General features: G+C 35.4%; 14 protein-coding genes. 3 read left to right on the top strand and 11 right to left on the bottom strand.

Going from position 1 to position 19,299, the window contains the following annotated elements; translation table 11 throughout:
• Positions 1-375 precede the first annotated feature (375 nt).
• The 11 genes from C245_RS0120990 to C245_RS0120935 all read right to left on the bottom strand — a co-directional run bounded on the left by C245_RS0120990 (position 376) and on the right by C245_RS0120935 (position 13,917).
• The gene (locus tag C245_RS0120990; protein ID WP_017498587.1) at positions 376-1,005 is read right to left on the bottom strand and encodes an MCP four helix bundle domain-containing protein; all 630 of its coding nucleotides are present in this window, start codon (positions 1,003-1,005) and stop codon (positions 376-378) included.
• 220 nt (positions 1,006-1,225) lie between these two features.
• Positions 1,226-2,962 carry a sodium:solute symporter gene (locus C245_RS0120985; protein ID WP_017498586.1) on the bottom strand — a complete coding sequence of 579 codons (1,737 nt, stop codon included), beginning with the start codon at positions 2,960-2,962 and terminating at the stop codon, positions 1,226-1,228.
• 123 nt (positions 2,963-3,085) lie between these two features.
• Positions 3,086-5,617 (bottom strand): PIG-L family deacetylase, encoded by a 2,532-nt coding sequence (locus C245_RS0120980; RefSeq protein WP_017498585.1) that lies wholly within the window; start codon positions 5,615-5,617, stop codon positions 3,086-3,088.
• 207 nt (positions 5,618-5,824) lie between these two features.
• Positions 5,825-7,462, bottom strand: coding sequence for a hypothetical protein (locus C245_RS0120975; RefSeq protein ID WP_017498584.1), 1,638 nt, complete (start codon positions 7,460-7,462; stop codon positions 5,825-5,827).
• Positions 7,463-7,683: 221 nt separating this feature from the next.
• Positions 7,684-8,190 carry a hypothetical protein gene (locus C245_RS0120970; protein WP_017498583.1) on the bottom strand — a complete coding sequence of 169 codons (507 nt, stop codon included), beginning with the start codon at positions 8,188-8,190 and terminating at the stop codon, positions 7,684-7,686.
• A 201-nt stretch (positions 8,191-8,391) separates the two neighbouring features.
• Positions 8,392-10,218: a hypothetical protein gene (locus C245_RS0120965; RefSeq protein ID WP_017498582.1), complete on the bottom strand. Its 1,827-nt coding sequence runs from the start codon at positions 10,216-10,218 to the stop codon at positions 8,392-8,394.
• 275 nt (positions 10,219-10,493) lie between these two features.
• On the bottom strand, positions 10,494-11,024 hold the full coding sequence (locus C245_RS0120955) for a mechanosensitive ion channel domain-containing protein (protein WP_017498580.1): 531 nt from the start codon (positions 11,022-11,024) through the stop codon (positions 10,494-10,496).
• Between the two features lie 10 nt (positions 11,025-11,034).
• Positions 11,035-11,619, bottom strand: coding sequence for a Maf-like protein (locus C245_RS0120950; RefSeq protein ID WP_017498579.1), 585 nt, complete (start codon positions 11,617-11,619; stop codon positions 11,035-11,037).
• Positions 11,612-12,538, bottom strand: a complete 927-nt coding sequence (locus tag C245_RS0120945; RefSeq protein WP_081603552.1) for a geranylgeranylglycerol-phosphate geranylgeranyltransferase — start codon at positions 12,536-12,538, stop codon at positions 11,612-11,614. Before C245_RS0120945 ends, C245_RS0120950 begins: the two co-directional genes overlap by 8 nt.
• Positions 12,539-12,644: 106 nt before the next feature.
• Complete coding sequence (locus C245_RS0120940) at positions 12,645-13,172, bottom strand: HAD family hydrolase (protein ID WP_017498577.1); 528 nt, start codon at positions 13,170-13,172, stop codon at positions 12,645-12,647.
• Complete coding sequence (locus tag C245_RS0120935; protein ID WP_017498576.1) at positions 13,156-13,917, bottom strand: Rossmann-like and DUF2520 domain-containing protein; 762 nt, start codon at positions 13,915-13,917, stop codon at positions 13,156-13,158. Before C245_RS0120935 ends, C245_RS0120940 begins: the two co-directional genes overlap by 17 nt.
• A 179-nt stretch (positions 13,918-14,096) precedes the next feature.
• Between C245_RS0120935 and C245_RS24430 the strand changes: the two genes are divergently transcribed.
• From C245_RS24430 to ccsA, 3 genes are all read left to right on the top strand, one after another.
• Entirely contained in the window at positions 14,097-15,104 is a 1,008-nt protein-coding gene (locus tag C245_RS24430; RefSeq protein ID WP_017498575.1) for a hypothetical protein, read from the top strand.
• Entirely contained in the window at positions 15,104-15,784 is a 681-nt protein-coding gene (locus C245_RS23815) for a hypothetical protein (RefSeq protein WP_017498574.1), read from the top strand. The genes C245_RS24430 and C245_RS23815 overlap by 1 nt, the downstream gene beginning before the upstream one ends.
• 291 nt (positions 15,785-16,075) lie before the next feature.
• Positions 16,076-19,282 (top strand): cytochrome c biogenesis protein CcsA, encoded by a 3,207-nt coding sequence (ccsA, locus tag C245_RS0120920; protein ID WP_017498573.1) that lies wholly within the window; start codon positions 16,076-16,078, stop codon positions 19,280-19,282.
• Positions 19,283-19,299 lie beyond the last annotated feature (17 nt).

The following is a 19,299-nucleotide window of genomic DNA, read 5'->3' as shown; positions in this document are numbered from 1 at the left end:
TGATATTGATATTGATATTGATATTGATATTGAAATGGAGTTATATACCTTGGTTTTAGACGCGGATTTAGCGGATTCGTTTCACGAAAACGCGGATTTGAACGGATTTTTTTCAGGTGTCATTCCCATGAAGGAAAATTTTGAGTCAAGTTCCGAAGGAGCGAAATAGGTATAGACATAACAAAATTATCCAATACAATAAAAAGCTCTGAAGGAGCGACATAATTAAAGGTTAATACAGTTCCTTGCGCCAATAACACAATATTGGTTAAAATGCTAAAAAATAAATTCGTGTTAATCCGTGTTTTCGTGAAACGAATCCGTAAAATCCGCGTATTAAATTCGTAACATTCTTAATGAGAACAGATTCTAAAATTAGTTCAAGCTTGGCGACTCAGGAATTTTGATACTTTTTTTAATTTTCTTGACAATCAAGAGGTAAAATGTGATTCCTCCTAAAATAATGAGTAGTGCAATTTGCAATTGTCCAAGACTATTGTTTTTACTGTACATTGCATTGGCATTCGCTAGTTTTGCTTTTCCTTCCTGAATCTGAATTTGCGATAAAGCTTCTAAGGTTTTTAGAGCTTCATTGCTTGAAACGGCAATTTTATTCCAGTTTTTGGCAGCTACCTGATTGTTTATTTCTTTACAGGAACTTAAAAAAGCATCGAAATACTGTTTTTCCGTATCGGTCAGGACAGTTTTAGCATATAAATCGTCAATGGTGTGGATAACATTTAATGTCTGAATGATTTCATCTTTTTTGATAGTATCGCTTAAGTCCAGTTTTTCGGCTTCCGATTTTATAAAATGGAGTTCTTTGGAGTATTGAAAAATGTAATGCGCTACCACTAGGCGGTCTTTGTAAATTGCGTTAATATTTTCATTTACATTTTTTGAATTTTGAAGCGTATTGAAATTCCCCAGAAGAATTAGAAGCATCACAATCAATAAAATAAAAGCAGCTTTAGTCTTATTGCTGTATTTTTTCAAATCTTTCATAGAGTTGGAATTTAGACGGTTGTTTTCTCAAAGATAAAAATTTTGTTGAAGAATTAGTCGAAGTAAAAGGTTAGAAGTGAGATGGATTTGAATTACCAGATTATCCGCTACAGCTTATTCAAAAAAAAATCTTCTAAATTTGATTTTAGAAGATTTTTTAATTGTCCGGATTTAAATTCTTGAACCTGAAAAGGCTGTATGCTAAATTAAGGTTTTAGAATCACTCTATAATAATTTCCTCAGCGTCCGGTTCATTTCTAAAAAAGGCCAGCTGCATGAACAGCGCGAGAACAATAGTTAGAATAGCTCCAATAAAGTTTAGCCATAAATACCCCAGTTTTTCCTGACCGCTCGGGTAAATCGCAATCATAAAATAATAGATGATAAATATGGTAAGCTGACTGATTATAGCGCTATAAAACATGGCTTTGGCTTTTACGCGTCGGAGATAGAAACCCACTAAAAAGATGCCTAGAACAGTTCCGTAGAAAATGGATCCAATAATGTTTACCAATTGAATTAAGTTTTCGAACAAAGTTCCCACGCAGGCAAAAAGTATCGCTACAATTCCCCAGAATAAGGTAAAAAACTTGGTCGCATACAGATAATGTTTATCTGATTTTTCAGTTTTCAGATTTCGTTTGTAAATATCAATTGCAGTCGTCGACGCTAAAGCATTTAACCCTGAAGCCGTTGAAGACATTGCGGCTGAAAGAATTACGGCTAAAAGAAGACCAATTAATCCTTTTGGCAGGTAATTGAGAATAAAATGAAAGAAGACATAATCTTTATCATTAGTTTCACTGTTGCTGTCAGCCTTGGAAATTATTTCTTTGGCACGATCACGAAGGTCTTTTTCTTTATTGGACAATGTAACCAGTTCTTTTCGTAAAATCGGATTGTCGAAATCCTGATTCAGCTGGTCGATGTATAATAAATTGATTACTTTTTTGTCTTCAGATAAAGTGCTTAGTTTTTTTTCTAAAGCATGATATTCCTCTTTGTATGGTGATTTTTCAATGACAATTTTATTGTTGGGATTGAAATTTAACGGAACGGGATTGAACTGAAAAAAGACAAAAACCATAACTCCTGTCAGCAGAATAAAAAATTGCATTGGAACCTTTAAAATTCCGTTCATAATTAGTCCCATTTGACTTTCACGAACAGATTTTCCGGATAAATAACGACCAACCTGCGATTGATCGGTTCCGAAATAGGCAAGGGCGAGGAAAAAACCACCGGTAATTCCACTCCAGAAGGTATATTTTTCTTCCGGATCAAAAGAGAAATCGACAATATTCATTTTATCGTTGGCCCCGGCAATGTGCAATGCACTGGTAAAAGTCATATCGTTTGGCAGATAGTGCAGAATCAGGAAAAAAGTAATAAACATCCCCGACATGATCACAAACATTTGCTGTTTCTGAGTTACGTTTACCGCCTTTGTTCCACCGGAGAAGGTATAAATGATAACCAGAACCCCGATTATAATGTTCATTAGAGTTAAATTCCATCCCAAAAGAGCCGAGAGAATAATCGCCGGAGCATAAATGGTTAAACCGGTTCCTAACCCTCTTTGAACTAAAAATAAAATGGCGGCCAGGGAACGGGTTTTTAAATCGAATCTCTTTTCCAGAAACTCATAAGCGGTAAATACTTTATTTTTATGATAAAGAGGAATAAAAGTCACACAAATCACAATCATGGCAATTGGCAGTCCAAAATAGAATTGTATGAAACCCATTCCGTCATGGTAAGCCTGTCCTGGAGTCGAAAGAAAAGTAATAGCACTGGCTTGTGTGGCCATAACTGATAGTCCGACGGTATACCAGGGAGTTTCGTTGTTTCCAAGAATAAAATCTTCGACGTTTTTACTTCCTTTGGTTTTCCAAGAGCCGTACCCAACGATGAATAAAAGAGTAACGATCAGTACGATCCAATCAAATAGCTGCATAGGTTATGAGTATAATTTCATGATTAAGAAAAAAATCAGAATGTAAATGGCGTTGGCTACCAAAACATAAGTGTAGCTTTTCTTCCATTTTTTTATTTTTTTAGTTTCCATATTGGGAATAGTTTACTTTTTTAATTCCTGTTTGGGAGCCTCTATAGGCTGTTTTAATGAAATCATATTCGACAACAATCGATAAGCTCCGGCAACACCTTCGGGCAGCTCTCTAAAGAAGCTTAAACCGGTGTAAATATAGTATCCTTTTCCGTAGGGCGCTACCAACAGAGCACCATTTTTAGCCGATTCTCCTTTGTCATGTGAAGAAAGAATAGGAGTAAAGGCAGGATCGTACTGATCAGGATAATACAAACCCTGTTCTTGTTTCCAGCCTTCAAAATCTTTAGCACTGATTTTGTTTGGTGTGTTTAAAATAGGGTGATTTGGAGCCAGAAAAGTGATTTTAGCATTTTCTTCAGTCACACGATCGTTTGATATTTTTAACGGGTAAGGAGCAATTTGATCGGTTACCGTTTGTCCGTACGTATTGTATTGTACGATCATGTTTTTACCGCTTTTGACAAAGTTGAAAAGGATATTTTGTTTGTGTGCCAAAGCATTTATAGTATTATAGGCGCGTACTCCGGTCATTACAACATTGAAGGAATCCAGTTTTTCGGGTGTGATTTCTTCCGGTTTAATAATACTGACTTTGTATCCCATTTGGGCTAAACTTTCCGGAACTTCATCACCGGCACCCATAATATAGGCTATCGAATCACCATTTGTTTTTAACTCAATTCGGATGCATTTTGACTCAGCCGGCTTTAAAACCATTTGTTTGGTAATATGACTGTAATCGATAATGGTCTGATCTTTGTCAAAACGTTTGCCATCGACAACAGCAATACTTTTTGCAACAGCTTCTTCCGGATTTACGGGTGGTGTAACTTCAAAGTAAAAGATCTGTTCGTTTCCTTTTTTCTCTAAAGTAAAAGGGATTTCTTTAGGAGAAATGCTCCAGCTTTTCGGTAATTCCAATTGCAGATTTCCTTTGATATCGTCTTTCCCTGCGCGTACTTTTACTGGAACCAACTTGCTTTTCGTACTTCCAAAAATTAAAACCTTTTCAAGAACTGAGGTCGTAACTTCAGGAACGATGTCAAGGAAATTGTACATTTCGCCCTTTACGCCGTCATTGTATTTGTAAATGACAGTGCGCTCGAACGGAATTTCTACACCATTTATTCTGATATTAAAAACAACTTTGACTTGTCTGATAATATCGGGAATGCCAATGTTTTCCTGATTAGAAACCGTATACATTCCTTCAGTTGCTTTTTCTTTTAACCAATAAGGCTGCGTGTATTCTAATGTATTGGGAAGCTGAATTTGGTAGCTTATTTTTTGATCGTTATTGTTTTTCAGCAGTATATTTTGTGGAGTATTTTTCTGATCCGGTAGTGAAGTCACACTGTTTAATTGCATTTCGATTGAAGATCTGTTAATGGCTTCCAAAGTAACTTTGATAGTGCTTCCCGGAGTGGCTTCCTGCTCAATTGCTGCAGCTTCCAGATACAATCCGGTACAGGAAGCGATGATATTTTTGATGGCGATTGATTTTACAGACTTCCAGTGATCGTCTTCTAATGCCTCGATCATAGTATAGGCTTTAACCAGATCCGGAATGCTGGCTGACGGACTGCTGAAATCATATTTGGCGATGATGGAAGAGATTAAATCTCCAACTGGTTTTCCGTTTTTAACGCGGTTCCATGAAGTATCAATTCCTTCAAATAAATTATTTTTGTCTATCGGACGATCACCGTTGATGAGTTCTAAAAATTCGGTTTCGTCACCACGTGATCCGGTACTTCCAAAACCTTGTGATTGATGACGGCTACGGCTTAAAGCAGCAATTTCCTGATTTGATTTTCCAATTCCCGGATAGTAAACTCCGGTTTCCAATTGAATAAAGTTGGATTTATTTGCCGCTTTAAATTTTTCCTGACTTCCGTAGAACCACCAGGATGTATTGAAAAACTGACGTTTAACCTGCCAGGGTTTTACATATTTTAGTTGTTCCGGGTATATTTTCGGATCATTGGTGAGTTTAAAACTTTCCACACTTAGCATCGCTGATGATGTATGATGCCCGTGTGTAGTACCCGGTGAGCGGTGATCGAATCGGTTGATGATTACATCCGGCTGAAATTTTCTGATCGTCCAAATCATATCGGCCAGTACCTTATCTTTATTCCAGATTTCTAACGTTTCATCAGGGGTTTTAGAATAGCCAAAATCATTTGCACGGGAGAAAAACTGTTCACCACCATCAATTTTTCTGGCTTCGATTAGTTCTTGTGTTCTGATAACGCCTAACAATTCGCGTAATTGCGGACCAATTAAATTTTGTCCACCATCACCGCGAGTTAAAGACAAATAACCTGTTCTGGCATTAATTTCATTGGCCATATAAGAAATTAGGCGGGTATTTTCGTCATCCGGATGCGCCGCGATGTATAATACGGAACCTAAAAAGTTTAATTTTTTAATTTGGTTGTAAATTTCAACAGAACTTGGTTTTTGTGGTTGTTGTGCAAAAGAAAGGGAAATGCCTGATAAAAAAAAGAGAAGAATTTGTATCTGAATTTTTCGCATAATAAGGTTAGGTGTTTTTTGATAGCGTTTCAAAAATACTAATTAAATCATGGAAGAGTATTTAAATGAAATGTTAATGTTTGGTTATTGATTTGCTTTTTTAAGAAAATTGATTCAAAAAAAAAGCTGCCAGATCAAATCTGACAGCTTTATAGAAAATAGATCTAATGTTTTAGATCATGTGGTATTTCTTAGGATTGCAGTAAATTATTTCAATTTATTTTCGGTGTCTTTATAGTTTCCTGTAATGGTAATATTACTGTTTTTGGTTACTTTTCCATAAATGGTAATAGAAGAGTTGTTTCCAATAAAATTAATTTTCGCACCACTATTTAATAGTAAGTCTCCCCAAATTACTACAGTACCTTCAACTTGTAATATCGCATTGCTGTTAATAATAAGTTGTGTTGGGTTAGGCTGACCGTATTTACCCTGAGACAATGTTCCTTTCATGTTGAAAGTTCCTCCACTGTTTAAGGTTAGATTATTTTGAACTGTAATTGAACCACAATGCGTTAATACTGCACCAGAATTAATAATTGCAGAGCTTATAGAGGTAGCACCGGAATACGATTTAACTTCATTTGAGTTCAGAATTAGATTTTGTCCCTGATTATAAGTACCATATCCTGTACAGCCATCAAAAGTGGTGTTTGGTTTTTCCATCTTAATAATTTTCAAACCGCCTTTTCCACTGGCTACATAGATAAAATTACCACTTGATTTTACATAGTTTGACGAACCTAGTATATCAACAGTTCCCAGTAAACCAAGTTGAGCCCCCGTTTTGTAGACATTTAAACCTGCAGCACCATTGGCTACAAAGGCATAACCTTCATTAACAGAAAGTGCATTGGTAACATTCTCTTCACCGGCAACAGCTAATGGAATAGTCTGTAATTTTGAACCGCTATTGATGTCGTAAACACCTAAGCCTTTATAACCTTCTGATACTAATAATTTTGTACCATCAAAATCTATAGTTCTTTTTGAAGCCTTTACATCTGTTGATGTGGTAAAGCTTTTTTGTAATGCCAGTGTTGATTCGTTGTAAATATTTACTCCTTTTGTTCCGCTCAAAGTCACGACTTTATCTCCGCTTATTGCTACAGAACGTAAATCTTCTACGGCAACTTTTCCTGAAATTGCTTTAGAGGCAGCATTAATTTTAAACAGACTTCCCTGATCTCCGGTTACTGCAAAGTAAGAGCCGGAATTCGAAGCAACATCAGTTGTTACGTAACCTTCAACATTAGTCGTAGTGTATTTATCCGTTAGCATACCTGAACTTAAAGGCATGTTAATGACAATTGCCGGGCTTTTTAGCGTAGAATTTTTATCGATATCGGCCGCTGCACCAATAATCAGACTTCCGTTTGAATAGGTAAGGGAGGTAATATCGGTATTGGCTATTAAGGCAGAAGTGATCAATTTAGGTTTATAAGGATCAGATACGTCAATAACATCAATAGCTCCTGAATATGCTTCACCACTCATGGTATAAGCAACGTAAGCATAGTTTCCGTTAACAGCTACATGACTGGCCTGTAACGTTCTCCCGCTATTGTCTTTGGGTGGATTAACTTCTGCAATCTGAACCAATGGAAAATCGGTAGCCGAAGATTGAGAACTACTTAAAAGCTTACCTGTTGAAGCTGATGAACCGGTAACTGAAATTACTCCGGAATTGGTGTAATCAAGTCTCTTATTTAAAGCCGTAACATCGCTATTGATTTCGATGTTGTTATTTGTTGCCTGATCATTCGTTGCAGAGTCGTCATGATTCGTACAAAATGTAAAAAGGGACAACACGGATAATGAAAATAAATAAACACGCTTTTTCATATAATGTATATTTAGTGGTTTAAAATTTTGTGCAAAATTACAGTTTTAAACGTAATGTCTTGATATTCTTGTGTATAATTTAACTTTTTGAATTGTTTTGATTGATATTTTTATGTTTTCCTCGTTAAATTAACGTTTTAGTTATTTAGTATGCATGCATAAAAAAAGAGTATCATGATTTTGATACTCTTTTGTATTGAAAGTTAATGATTTAGCAAAAACTAGCCTCTTCTGCGACCATAGTGACCATCATGATCGTCATCGTCATCGTCGTCGTCTCTATCATGTTTATGGCGTTTCTCGTAACGTTTTTTATCATAATGACGGTCGTCATAACCATATCTAGGTCTTGGCTTGTAACATCTTTGTGGAGCACCATGGTATCCTTTGTAATACTTTACTCTGTGACGATCAAAGTAAACATAAGGAGTTCTGCCGTGATAGTCGTTCAAAACTACTTTATATCCTCCGTATAGATCATAGTTTCTGTATTGTCTTGGCAAGTAGGTTGCTCTAATCCATCTGCCTCCTCCAAAATAGAGAAACTGTGAAGCTCTAACATCATAGTATGCTTCGATGTCCGGTAGATAATAATACTCCATTTCTTCGTATCCTGCCGGTCCCCAAGCCGGAGGTGTTCCTATGTTAACGTTTATAGATACCTGCGCTTGCGTGGCATTTGCAACCAGGAGAAAAAGTCCTGCAATTGCTAATTTTATTGTTTTCATTTTTTTTAATTTAAAGTTAAGGTTGATCCTGTTTTGTGATATTCATATACTGTGCCAAAAATTAAAGCACAATGCAGTTCATCGGACAAATGATACATTTTGACGACTTTTTAAAAATGAATTTTATTTTAAAGTATTGAATACTAGTTGTTTTTGTAGTATGTATTTTTTTTGAAAAAAGTAGAGAAAATAGATTTTTTACTATTTGTACTCTACAATTCTTGGCTTAGCCAGTTCAAAGCTTTGTAAGCCAAAATCAGAGGTCTGAAAAGTGTTGGTTTTAAAAACATTATCTCCCTGAAAAGGAATAGTAGGGTAGTAGGACAGTGAAATCTGGAAGGAACTAAATACTAAGTAGTCATTATTTATCGACAAACCTAAGGTTATTTTCTGGTAGGCTTTATTCCTTCCAACGGCATCATTTGGGGCTCCTAATACTGCCAGTCCGTAATTAAAGAATGGATTGATACGAAATCCTAGTAGTGCATAAGGGGAATAAGTTTGCGTTTGAAGTGACAGAACCACCTTATTTGTTCCATAGATCGCAGTATTAAATCCAGCCAAACCATTTTGCTCATTAATATTAAGCTGATCTCCAATGATATTTTCCCGATTGGCACCAATAACGATGAATGGGTTTACAAATTGGCGGAGTTTCCAGTTTCCGATAGTGAAGAGTTTCGTAAAATAATTAGATTCAAATGAGAAGGCCGTTTGATAGGTTTTCGAATCATGAAAAAAAGTACCGGCTTCCAGATTAGTACTAAAAAATCCCCAACGATAGTAATTTCCAAAAGAGAACTGCGCTCCCGCATAAGGACGCCATTCTTTGTTTTTGTATTGATAGCCCAGAGTAACTCCGTATATTTTCCCAATGGGAACATCCTCTGTCTGGCCATTTCTAAAAATATAATTGTCTTTTATAAATTTACGTCGGTTCAAACCAATTCCGCTTAAAATCAGTTTTTCATCAGAGTAAAAACGAGTGGGGTCGTAGAGTTCAGAAGGAGTTTGACTATAATTAACGTTCAGAAAACGTGCGGTTGCCACCAGATTGGTGATACCGTCTTCATCTTGAGTTACTTTACTGGCATGTCCTGCCCAAAAATCATGAAAATTATTTTTAAAGGGTTGAAATGCATACGATTTATCAGGTGCCTGCAAAGAGTCTTTTTTGTAGTTCTGCCCCACATATAAACCACCGGCCCATCGGGTCAAAGGAGAATAGAAAAGTCGCTCAATGTTGATACTTTTCGTGTAGTTGTTATCAATATCGATCTTGTAGTATAAAGTGGTTCCTATATAAGTATTTTTAATATTGGGAATGTTGTAGCTTACTTCGTTGGCAGTACGGCCATCTTTAAATCGGTTGGTATGTTTGTAGTCCAATTGCTGTCCCGTTCCGAAAAAGTCTTTTTCTTTAATACCAAAAGACACCTGATTACCCGAGATCGCAAATCTGGGAATCGTACTCCAAGAGTCCAGAACCCTAATCGTTACGTCAACTGAATCTGAAGCTACTCCGGTTATCTTATTTGTTATTCTTACAGCTGTAACATATCGTTGCGATCGTATCAAACGCTCAGATTCCTGTACTTTATAAGTGTCGTAGGGTGTGTTTTTTTTAAAGAGCAGCAGATTATAAATGGCTATTTTTTTTGTTTTTAAATGCAATCTGTTTCCAGTTCTTTCTCCCCAGTTTTTGGGCATCTTAGTGGTGTCTGTAACCGAATGCCCAAACGGATCAAGTGTTATAATATTGATGTTCCGAATGATTTTACCACTAAAATCGGTGGTGTCATTTTGTACTAAAATTTCTTTTTTTTGCGTATTGTCTCCCCTGAAGAATAGTTTGTGCAGGGTTTGAGTAAATTTATTCTTTTTCGAATAGTTTCTAATTTTCTGATAAACTTCGCTGCTGTCTTTTTTAGTTTTTGCGTCTTTCTGTGGTGGATTAACCTGTGCATAAGCGCCTTGTAAGCAAAAGCATAATAGAATAAAAACGACTATTTTTTTGTTTGCAGACATTATATAACTTTTTATAAGCTTAAAGGTTCATTTCGACATGAATATAAGCAATTATTATCACTCTTTATAAAATTAGATTCGTATTTCGTTACTGATAATTTTGTTTATGGCGTTTCCCTACGGGCCGGGCTGTACGCTAAATCTTTTGCAACAGAAGAATTTGGGAGATGCAAAAAAGGTTTGTGTATTGCAAAAGGATATCGCTGCCATCCCTAACGCTTTAAGGGAACGAGGTATTTTGTTTAATAAAATCGAATAAGATTCCAGAACTTATCTTAATCAAAAAACTCCTTTTCTTCGTATTGGACAGGCATTATAGAAATTCCTTTTTGTAGCAGTAAATTATTGGGAAAAATAATCTTTTCGCCGTCTTTTGTTTTTAAGTTCACATGAAAGGCGCTTATATCCTCGATTTCTGCTTCGATTGGAAAGTCTTTATCATGAATTTTGATGGTATCTCCAATTCGGAAAGGAAAAGAAAAAAACAAAATCATTCCCGAAGTTATATTGCTCAAAATAGACCATTGGGCAAACATAGCCACTCCAATTACAGTAGCAATAGAAGAAACTGTTATAAAAATATCTTTTGTTTCAACGCCCCAAATTATAATCAGGCTAATCATAACCAGTATGTTCATGAGCAAGTGAATGTACTTGATCACTAAATTGGTACGATGCTCTAATAACTGACTTGTGCTGGCATAACGACGAATTAGTTTCGCAACAATAATGCGCAACGCTATCAGAACGAGAATCAGAATTATGGTCGTTAAGATCTCCTGGCTATATTCTTTAAAAGAAAACATAAATAAATTTTTACACTAAAGTACTCAAATATTCATAAACTTTGGCTGTTGGCAACCCCATAACATTGGTGTAAGAACCTTCTACTTTTGCAACTGCCATAAAACCAAACCATTCCTGAATACCATAAGCACCGGCTTTGTCATAAGGTTTGTAATTTTCGATGTAATACAAAATAGCTTCGTCTGATAAATCATTAAAGGTAACTTTTGTTGTATCATTCAAAAGAGTAGAAGAATTGTTTGTTTTAAAACAAACTGAGGTGATCACTTCATGAGTAGTGTTGGATAATGACTTGATCATAGTAAAGGCTTCCTCAGCATTTTTTGGCTTGCCTAGTGCTTTATTCTCATGCCAAACTATGGTGTCACTGGTCACCAGTATTTCATTTTCATTCAGTTCACCTTCAAATGCACTGGCCTTTAACGCTGCCAGATAATCTGTGATTTCGACTGCTTTTAATTCCGGTGGATAGATTTCTTCAATGTCTTTTAACCTAATTTCGAAGTCAAGATCCAGGTCTTTAAAAAACTGCTGTCTGCGAGGCGATCCCGAAGCCAGAATTAACGTATATTTTTTTAGTTTTTCTTTAAGCATTGTACTTGATATTTAAGGTGATAACGAGAATAGATAAAATTCCGAAGAATAAAATTAGTTTCAAAACGGTACTTAAATGGTGGAATTCTTTTTGATTTTTCGCTCCAAATATTTTTACAATAAAATACAGTAAGGGAGCCAGAACAAATGCAAAAGCATAAAATGTAGCGATAAAAAGATTGTTCTCAACAAAATAGGTTTTGATATAAAGTAAACAAGAAATAAAAGGAATTATTGCAAGTCCCAAGGCTATTTTTGCGGTTCTGCTAATTCCAATAGCGATTGGCAATGTGTTCATTCCCTGATTGTAGTCACCATTATGATCCTCAATATCTTTGACGATTTCCCGAATAAAATTAATCATAAAAGCAAATATTGCATAATCGGTTAAGATGGAGAAAAAACTAGCCATTTGTGCCTGATTTTCAGAATTTGTAGCCGGAAAAAGGTCGAAAATTCCAATAATCCATACGCTTACAGAAAGTAATAAAGCCACAACAAAATTCCCCAGAATCATAATTTGTTTTAATGTCGTCGCGTAAAAGTAAAGCAGCGAGGCGATTAAAATAAAAAGCGAGGCAAACATAGGTCTAAGGATGATATTTGACAAAAGGAATCCAATAGCAACCCCTGTAATATTAAGTCCAATATAAATGTTATAGGCCGTTGTTTCAGAAATTCCTTTACCAATTACAACATCAGCAGGTTTATTGATACTATCCGTTGCAACATCATAGATATTATTAATTACATAACCCGCTGCCGCCAGTAAAACGGTACTTAAAACCAATAATCCGTATTGCCAGTCCGCTAAAGCTAAAGGAATATTTTGCTGTTTTAGAAAGGCATAACGAAATAATACCTGCATAAAAGCTAGCATGAGCAGGTTTTTGTAGCGAATGAGTTTGAGGAATTTCATTTTTATTTGAGGTACTAAGGTTCTGAGGGGCTGAGGGGCTAAGTTTTATGTTATTTGTAAAATGTGAGATGTGATCGTGCAATCTAAAATTTACAATCTAAAATCATTAATCGTGTTTTCCGTTAAAATGTTCCATCCATTTCCCCTGAACTTTCATTACTTGTTCGATTACGTCACGTGCAGCACCTTTTCCGCCATTTACGTGCGAGATATAACGGCAAATGTTTTTAATTTCCGGACTTGCATCTTGAGGACAAGTTGGTAAACCTACTAATTTCATCACATGATAATCCGGGATATCATCACCCATATATAAAACCTGTTCCGGTTGAATGTTATAAGTCTCTGTATATTCTGCAAAAGTTGCTACTTTATCGGGAGTTCCTAAATGAATGTCATTAATTCCTAAATTACGCAAACGTACACGGACACCTTCATTGCTTCCGCCGGAAATAATGCAAACATTGTAACCACTTTCAACTGCTGCTTTCATCGCATAACCATCACGAATATTCATGGTACGAAGAATTTCTCCTTCATTGGTTACAAAAACAGAACTGTCGGTAAGTACACCATCAACATCAAAAACGAAAGTGGTGATGTCATTCATTATTTCTTTATAATTTTTTGCCATTATTTTGTATAGATTGTGTTAGTATTTTATAAATATTCTTTTGATTTTCATGGTTTAAATACTCCAAATGCGCTTCAATTGTAGTAGAATCTTTGCGTTTTGCAGGCCCGGTTTGAACGTCAATTGGGTCTAGTGTATTTATTTTTTGAGCAGTTTCCTGAATTAAAGGTTTCAAAACGTCAAATGGCACCTGATGTTCTTTGCAGATCTCCTGTCCGATTTGATACAGATGATTGGTGAAATTATTCACAAAAACCGCTGCAACATGCAGTGCCTTTCTTTGATCAGAATTGATTGGGTAAACCGACTGTGAAATGCTTTTGGCTACTTTTTCCAAAACACGGAAATCAAAGGTGTTTTCAGCCTCCAGACAAACCGGAATTGCTGAAAAGTCAATGGTGGCATTTTTCGAAAAGGTTTGAAGCGGATAAAAAACACCTCTACGATTCTTTATGTCTAAAGTCTCAATAGGAGCGGCTCCTGAAGTATGAACGACAAGACGATTTTGAAATGGTAACTGCCTTGAAACCTCGGAAATTGCATTGTCTGAAACCGCGATAATATACAGATCAGCTTCTAGCAAAGAGTCAAAACTATCTGTGATTTTTTCAAAATTTACCAAAGAAGCAAGGGCCTCTTTTTTTCTCGAAAATACCTGTACAATTTCTACCGCTTCACTTTTAGAGAAAGCTTTGATCAAATGCTGGGCAACATTTCCGGAACCAATTATTGTAATTCGAATCATAGCGCAAAATTAGTATTATTTTTTTTAAAGAGTAATCATTTTAGGTAAAGAGGTTTAAAATTTCAGAATTCAATTGTCCTCTCAAAAAAGCTGATAAGTAAGGTAAATATTGATAATTAATGCTTAAAAAATCATTTTAAGAACTAAATTTGAAAAATAAAAACTGATAATAAAAAGAAATGAAAAAAACATTTACAACACTTGCACTATTATTTATAAGTGGAGTATCCTTTGCACAACAAATAGGAAGTGGATTTGGACCAAGTATTTCTAATTTTACCACAGATTTAAAATCTGGTGTTTATTCAGGTCTAAATCCTGTGGGCATGACTTTAGATAATAGTTATACCGGATGGCAGCATTTGTTTGTACTTAGACATGATAATCCGGATAATAATCATCAGTTACAAATTGCATCCTCATTTAGTACGAATGATAGATTGTTTTTTAGAAAAATAGCAGTTTTAGGAAGTTTATCGTCATCAAATCCTTCCTGGGTAGAACTCGCAACAAGAGGGGGAAATAGTTTTGTGGGAAATCAGATTATAAACGGAAATGTTGGTATTGGTATCACAAGTCCAAACACAAAACTAGCGGTTGTTGATGACTTGCAGAACCAATTTGTTTCCTCTTTTATTGGTGGAAAAAATCATCAAAATTATAAATATACAGGAATATCTATTGGGGAATCTATGAGTGCAGGTAATTCTTCAAATATAGGTTATATGTCTCATCAAACAGATAAAACTTCGAGTGGTTTATATTTAACAAATTACGGAGACAGTGAACATAATTCCAGTTTGTTTATAAAAGTTGGTGGAAATGTTGGTATTGGCGAGATAAATCCAAAAAACAAACTAGATGTCAAAGGAACTATCCATTCTCAGGAGGTAAAGATTGATATGCTGGGCTGGTCAGATTTTGTCTTTAAAAAAGAGTATGATTTACCTACGTTAGCCGAAGTCGAAAAACAGATCAAAGAAAAAGGACATTTAGAAAATATTCCTAGCGAGAAAGAAGTTTTGGAAAACGGTATTAATCTTGGGGAAATGAATGCGAAGCTTTTGCAGAAAATAGAAGAGTTGACGCTTTATATGATTGACATAAAGAAAGAGAATGACGAAATGAAGGTTAAACAACTGAAATTTGAAAAAGCAATTAATGAACTCAGAAAAAAATCTAAATAATGAAAAAATCTCTTTTTGCTTTTTTATGCTTGATTCTAGTAGCTAAAATTAGCGCACAGAACACAGATTTTAATAATGTTTCAATAGGTACAGATGGTCCGGCTTATGGAGTAAAAATAAAAGCAAATTTCCCTAATGTTACCGCTGGATGGGCGAGGAGTTTTTCTGTGGTGAATGAAAATGACAGTAATAATTATATCGTTTTTGGATCATTTGGAGGAACAACTAATGGGGTGTCAACTCTTTCTTATAGTTTTATAGGTAAAGATTGGGACAAAACATATTTGACTTTTTTACCTAATGGTAATGTTGGTATTGGAACAACAAATCCACAAAACAAATTAGATGTTAAAGGTACTATTCGTTCTCAGGAAGTAAAAGTAACTTTGGAAGGCTGGTCAGATTTTGTCTTTAAAAAAGAGTATGATTTGCCTACACTTGCAGAAGTTGAAAAACACATCAAAGAAAAAGGACATTTAGAAAATATTCCTAGCGAGAAAGAAGTTTTGGAAAACGGAATCAGTTTAGGGGAGATGAATGCTAAACTTTTGCAGAAAATTGAAGAGTTAACATTGTATTCCATTCAACAGTCAAAGGAGATTGAGGTACTTAAGGAAGAGAATAAATCTTTTAAAACCCTAGCGGAACGGCTTTCTAAAATTGAACAAAAAATAAAATAAAGTTTAGCTACAGATTATACTGATTGCAATGATTCTGTTGATTTATTTAAAAAGTACTGCTCTAAATGAAGTTTGCTAAACGAATAAATCCTTTTTTAATCCCGTAATCTGTGGCATAAAAAAACAGATTCGTAAACTAGATTATGAATTTGTAAAATTAAGCGTACAGTTTTTAAAAGAATGATTTGATTTACTAATTTATATTTGGTTTTTATTAACAAATTACAGCCGTTGCAAATCAACATTTTTAAGTATTTTTGTGCCACTTTTATACAATGTAATTCCTTAAAAATGGATAAAAAAATATTCTCTTTTTTGTTTTCTACACGATTAATGGCCGTTCTTTTTTTAGCATTCGCAATTGCAATGGGTGTTGGAACTTTTATCGAAAGTAAGTACAACACAGATACAGCCCGAATTTTAATCTATAACACCTGGTGGTTTGAGGCGATAATGGTTTTCTTTTTGATCAATTTCTTTGGAAACATCAAACGTTACCAATTGCATAAAAAAGAAAAATGGGCCACTTTATTACTTCATCTTGCCTTTATTTTTATTCTTTTAGGAGCTTTTATTACGCGTTATATAAGTTATGAAGGAATGATGCCTATCCGTGAAGGGGCTGCTGAGAATCAGGTTTACTCTGATAAAACATTTTTAACTGTTTTTGCAGATGGGGAATATAAGGGAGAAATGAAACGCAGAGTTTTTGACAAAAGCTTATTGTTTTCACCCGTAACCAATAATGATTTTACGCTTTCCGGAAAATTCGATGAGACTCCTTTTGAAGTGTCATACGTGAATTACATCATGGGAGCTAAAGAGACTATAAAACCGGATCCAACAGGAACGTTATACTTAAAAATGGTAGAAGCCGGTTCTGGCGGACGTGAAGAACATTTTCTGAAAGAGGGTGAAGTACAAAACATTCACAACGTATTATTTGCGTTGAACAAACCAACTGCCGGTGCGATCAACATCAATACCACAGGAGATAAATATACGATTCAGACCCCTTTTGAAGGAGAGTTCATGCGAATGGCCGATCAGTTAAAAGGTAAGGTAAGCAAAGATAATGTACAACCTTTAATGATGCGTTCTTTGTACAGTATTGGTGATATCAGAATTGTATTTCCTGATCCTGCCGTTAAAGGAGTGGTGGATTATGAGTCGAATAACGATTACAAAGCAAAATCACATCATGATGCTTTGATTGTAAAAATTAAAGCTGACGGACAGGAAAAACAAGTTAGACTTTTGGGGTCTAAAGGAAGTGTAGGGGAGCCTCAGACGGTTAAAATTGGAAAAATCGAATACAGTTTGTTCTACGGAAGTAAAGCGTATGTTTTGCCTTTCAAAATAAAATTAAACGATTTTATCGCTACAAAATATCCGGGAACAGAAAAAAGCTACTCTTCTTTTGAAAGTAAAGTAACCGTTCAGGATTCAACAGAAACATTTAATGCTGATATTTATATGAACCACGTTTTAGATCACAAAGGATATCGATTTTTTCAATCTTCATTTGATCCGGACGAAAAAGGAACAGTATTGTCTGTAAATCACGATTTCTGGGGAACTAATATTACTTATTTAGGATATTTTCTTTTATACATTGGCTTAATGGCTATTATGTTTACCAAACATTCTCGTTTTGGCGATTTGAAACGTAAATTAGAAGGCGTAAAAAAGAAAAAAGAAAAACTAATTACCATTTTAGTTTTAATGATTGGTCTAAGTGGTTTTGCTCAGGCTCCGCATGTGCACACACCGGGCCACAATCACGATCACAATACAGATCCAAACGATCATGCCAATCATGTTACTGCACCGCCAAGTCAGAAACAGTTAGATTCTTTACTGACCATTTACAAAGCTCCGGAAGCGCATGCCGCTAAATTTGGACGTTTGATCATTCAGGATGCAGGAGGTAGAATGAAACCGGTGAATACTTTTTCATCTGAATTACTTAGAAAAGTAAGTCAGAGTGATACCTACAACGGAATGAACTCTGACCAGGTATTCCTGTCTATGACACAGTATGCTCAGGTTTGGATACAAATTCCTTTGATTCATCTAAGAGCCGGAAACGACAGTATTCGTAAAATTATTGGAGTAGAGAAAGAGGCTAAACGTGCTGCGTTTGTGCAATTTTTTGATGCTAACGGAAATTATAAACTTTCACCATTTTTAGATGCAGCCTATAAAGCAGCAAATCCAAATCAGTTTGAGAAAGATTTTATAGATACCGATAAAAGAGTGAATCTGATGGAATCTGCTTTAAGTGGTAGTATTCTGAAAATATTCCCAATTCCGAATGATCCAAATCACAAATGGGTTTCGTATCTGGAAAGACAACAGGGAGGATTTAAAGGAATGGATTCTACTTATGTGACGCAAATTCTGCCAATGTATTTTAGTGCATTAAACAATGGCTCAATTTCTAAAAACTTTACAACAGCCGATCAGTTGGTGGAGAGTATTAATGGTTTCCAAAAGAAATTTGGTGCTAAAGTAAGACCAAGCGAGGAGAAAATTGATGCCGAAATAACCTATAACAAGTACGATATTTTCAAAAAATTACCGTACTGGTATCTTACCGTTTCAGTCTTGATGCTTATGTTTACTATTGTAAATATCTTTTTGGAGAAGAAATGGCTTCGCGTAACGATCAACGGTTTTCATATTCTGGTAGGAGTATTGTTTGCACTGCATACTTTAGGACTTATTGCACGTTGGTACATCTCGGGTCACGCTCCGTGGAGTAATGCTTACGAGTCTATTATATATGTAGCTTGGGCAACAATGTTCTTCGGATTAGCTTTTGACAGAAAATCGAAACTTACTGTAGCTTCATCTGCTTTTGTAACTGCAATGATCGTAATGGCAGCTTATATGAACTGGATTGATCCCGAAATTGCAAACTTGCAACCGGTATTGAACTCGTATTGGTTGATGATCCACGTAGCAGTAATTGTAGGAAGTTATGGTCCTTTTGCCTTAGGAATGATTTTAGGTTTTGTGGCCTTGGTATTGATTTTCTTTACCAATGAAAAGAACAAAGCTAAAATGGATTTAAATATCAAAGAGATCACTTATATCAATGAGATGTCCATTACAATTGGTTTAATCATGTTAACGATCGGTAACTTCCTGGGCGGACAATGGGCCAACGAAAGTTGGGGGCGTTACTGGGGATGGGACCCGAAAGAAACATGGGCTTTAATCTCGATTATGGTATATGCTTTTGTAATTCACGCTCGTTTTGTACCGGCACTTAGAGGAAAATGGTTCTTTAATTTAATGAGCATGTTCGCTTTTGTGTCAATATTGTTCACGTATTATGGAGTAAACTTCCACTTAGTAGGTTTACACTCGTATGCCACAGGAGAAGCACATTCGTTAAGCTGGATTTGGTATTCGTTAGGAACCATTTCGATTATTGGAGCTTTAACGTATCCGAAATACCGTAAATACTATAAAAGCAAGAAAAAATAGTAAATAGTATAATAAAC

The sequence above is a fragment of the Flavobacterium sp. WG21 genome, assembly GCF_000335775.1.
Classification (GTDB): domain Bacteria; phylum Bacteroidota; class Bacteroidia; order Flavobacteriales; family Flavobacteriaceae; genus Flavobacterium; species Flavobacterium tructae.
Note: the sequence above shows the minus strand (reverse complement) of the source record. Positions and strands in the feature narration are given on the sequence as shown.

Excerpts from the sequence above, each read along its gene's own strand:
- C245_RS0120990 (WP_017498587.1), bottom strand. The coding sequence starts at position 1,005 with ATGAAAGATTTGAAAAAATACAGCAATAAGACTAAAGCTGCTTTTATT.
- C245_RS0120985 (WP_017498586.1), bottom strand. The coding sequence starts at position 2,962 with ATGCAGCTATTTGATTGGATCGTACTGATCGTTACTCTTTTATTCATC.
- C245_RS0120980 (WP_017498585.1), bottom strand. The coding sequence starts at position 5,617 with ATGCGAAAAATTCAGATACAAATTCTTCTCTTTTTTTTATCAGGCATT.
- C245_RS0120975 (WP_017498584.1), bottom strand. The coding sequence starts at position 7,462 with ATGAAAAAGCGTGTTTATTTATTTTCATTATCCGTGTTGTCCCTTTTT.
- C245_RS0120970 (WP_017498583.1), bottom strand. The coding sequence starts at position 8,190 with ATGAAAACAATAAAATTAGCAATTGCAGGACTTTTTCTCCTGGTTGCA.
- C245_RS0120965 (WP_017498582.1), bottom strand. The coding sequence starts at position 10,218 with ATGTCTGCAAACAAAAAAATAGTCGTTTTTATTCTATTATGCTTTTGC.
- C245_RS0120955 (WP_017498580.1), bottom strand. The coding sequence starts at position 11,024 with ATGTTTTCTTTTAAAGAATATAGCCAGGAGATCTTAACGACCATAATT.
- C245_RS0120950 (WP_017498579.1), bottom strand. The coding sequence starts at position 11,619 with ATGCTTAAAGAAAAACTAAAAAAATATACGTTAATTCTGGCTTCGGGA.
- C245_RS0120945 (WP_081603552.1), bottom strand. The coding sequence starts at position 12,538 with ATGAAATTCCTCAAACTCATTCGCTACAAAAACCTGCTCATGCTAGCT.
- C245_RS0120940 (WP_017498577.1), bottom strand. The coding sequence starts at position 13,172 with ATGGCAAAAAATTATAAAGAAATAATGAATGACATCACCACTTTCGTT.
- C245_RS0120935 (WP_017498576.1), bottom strand. The coding sequence starts at position 13,917 with ATGATTCGAATTACAATAATTGGTTCCGGAAATGTTGCCCAGCATTTG.
- C245_RS24430 (WP_017498575.1), top strand. The coding sequence starts at position 14,097 with ATGAAAAAAACATTTACAACACTTGCACTATTATTTATAAGTGGAGTA.
- C245_RS23815 (WP_017498574.1), top strand. The coding sequence starts at position 15,104 with ATGAAAAAATCTCTTTTTGCTTTTTTATGCTTGATTCTAGTAGCTAAA.
- ccsA (WP_017498573.1), top strand. The coding sequence starts at position 16,076 with ATGGATAAAAAAATATTCTCTTTTTTGTTTTCTACACGATTAATGGCC.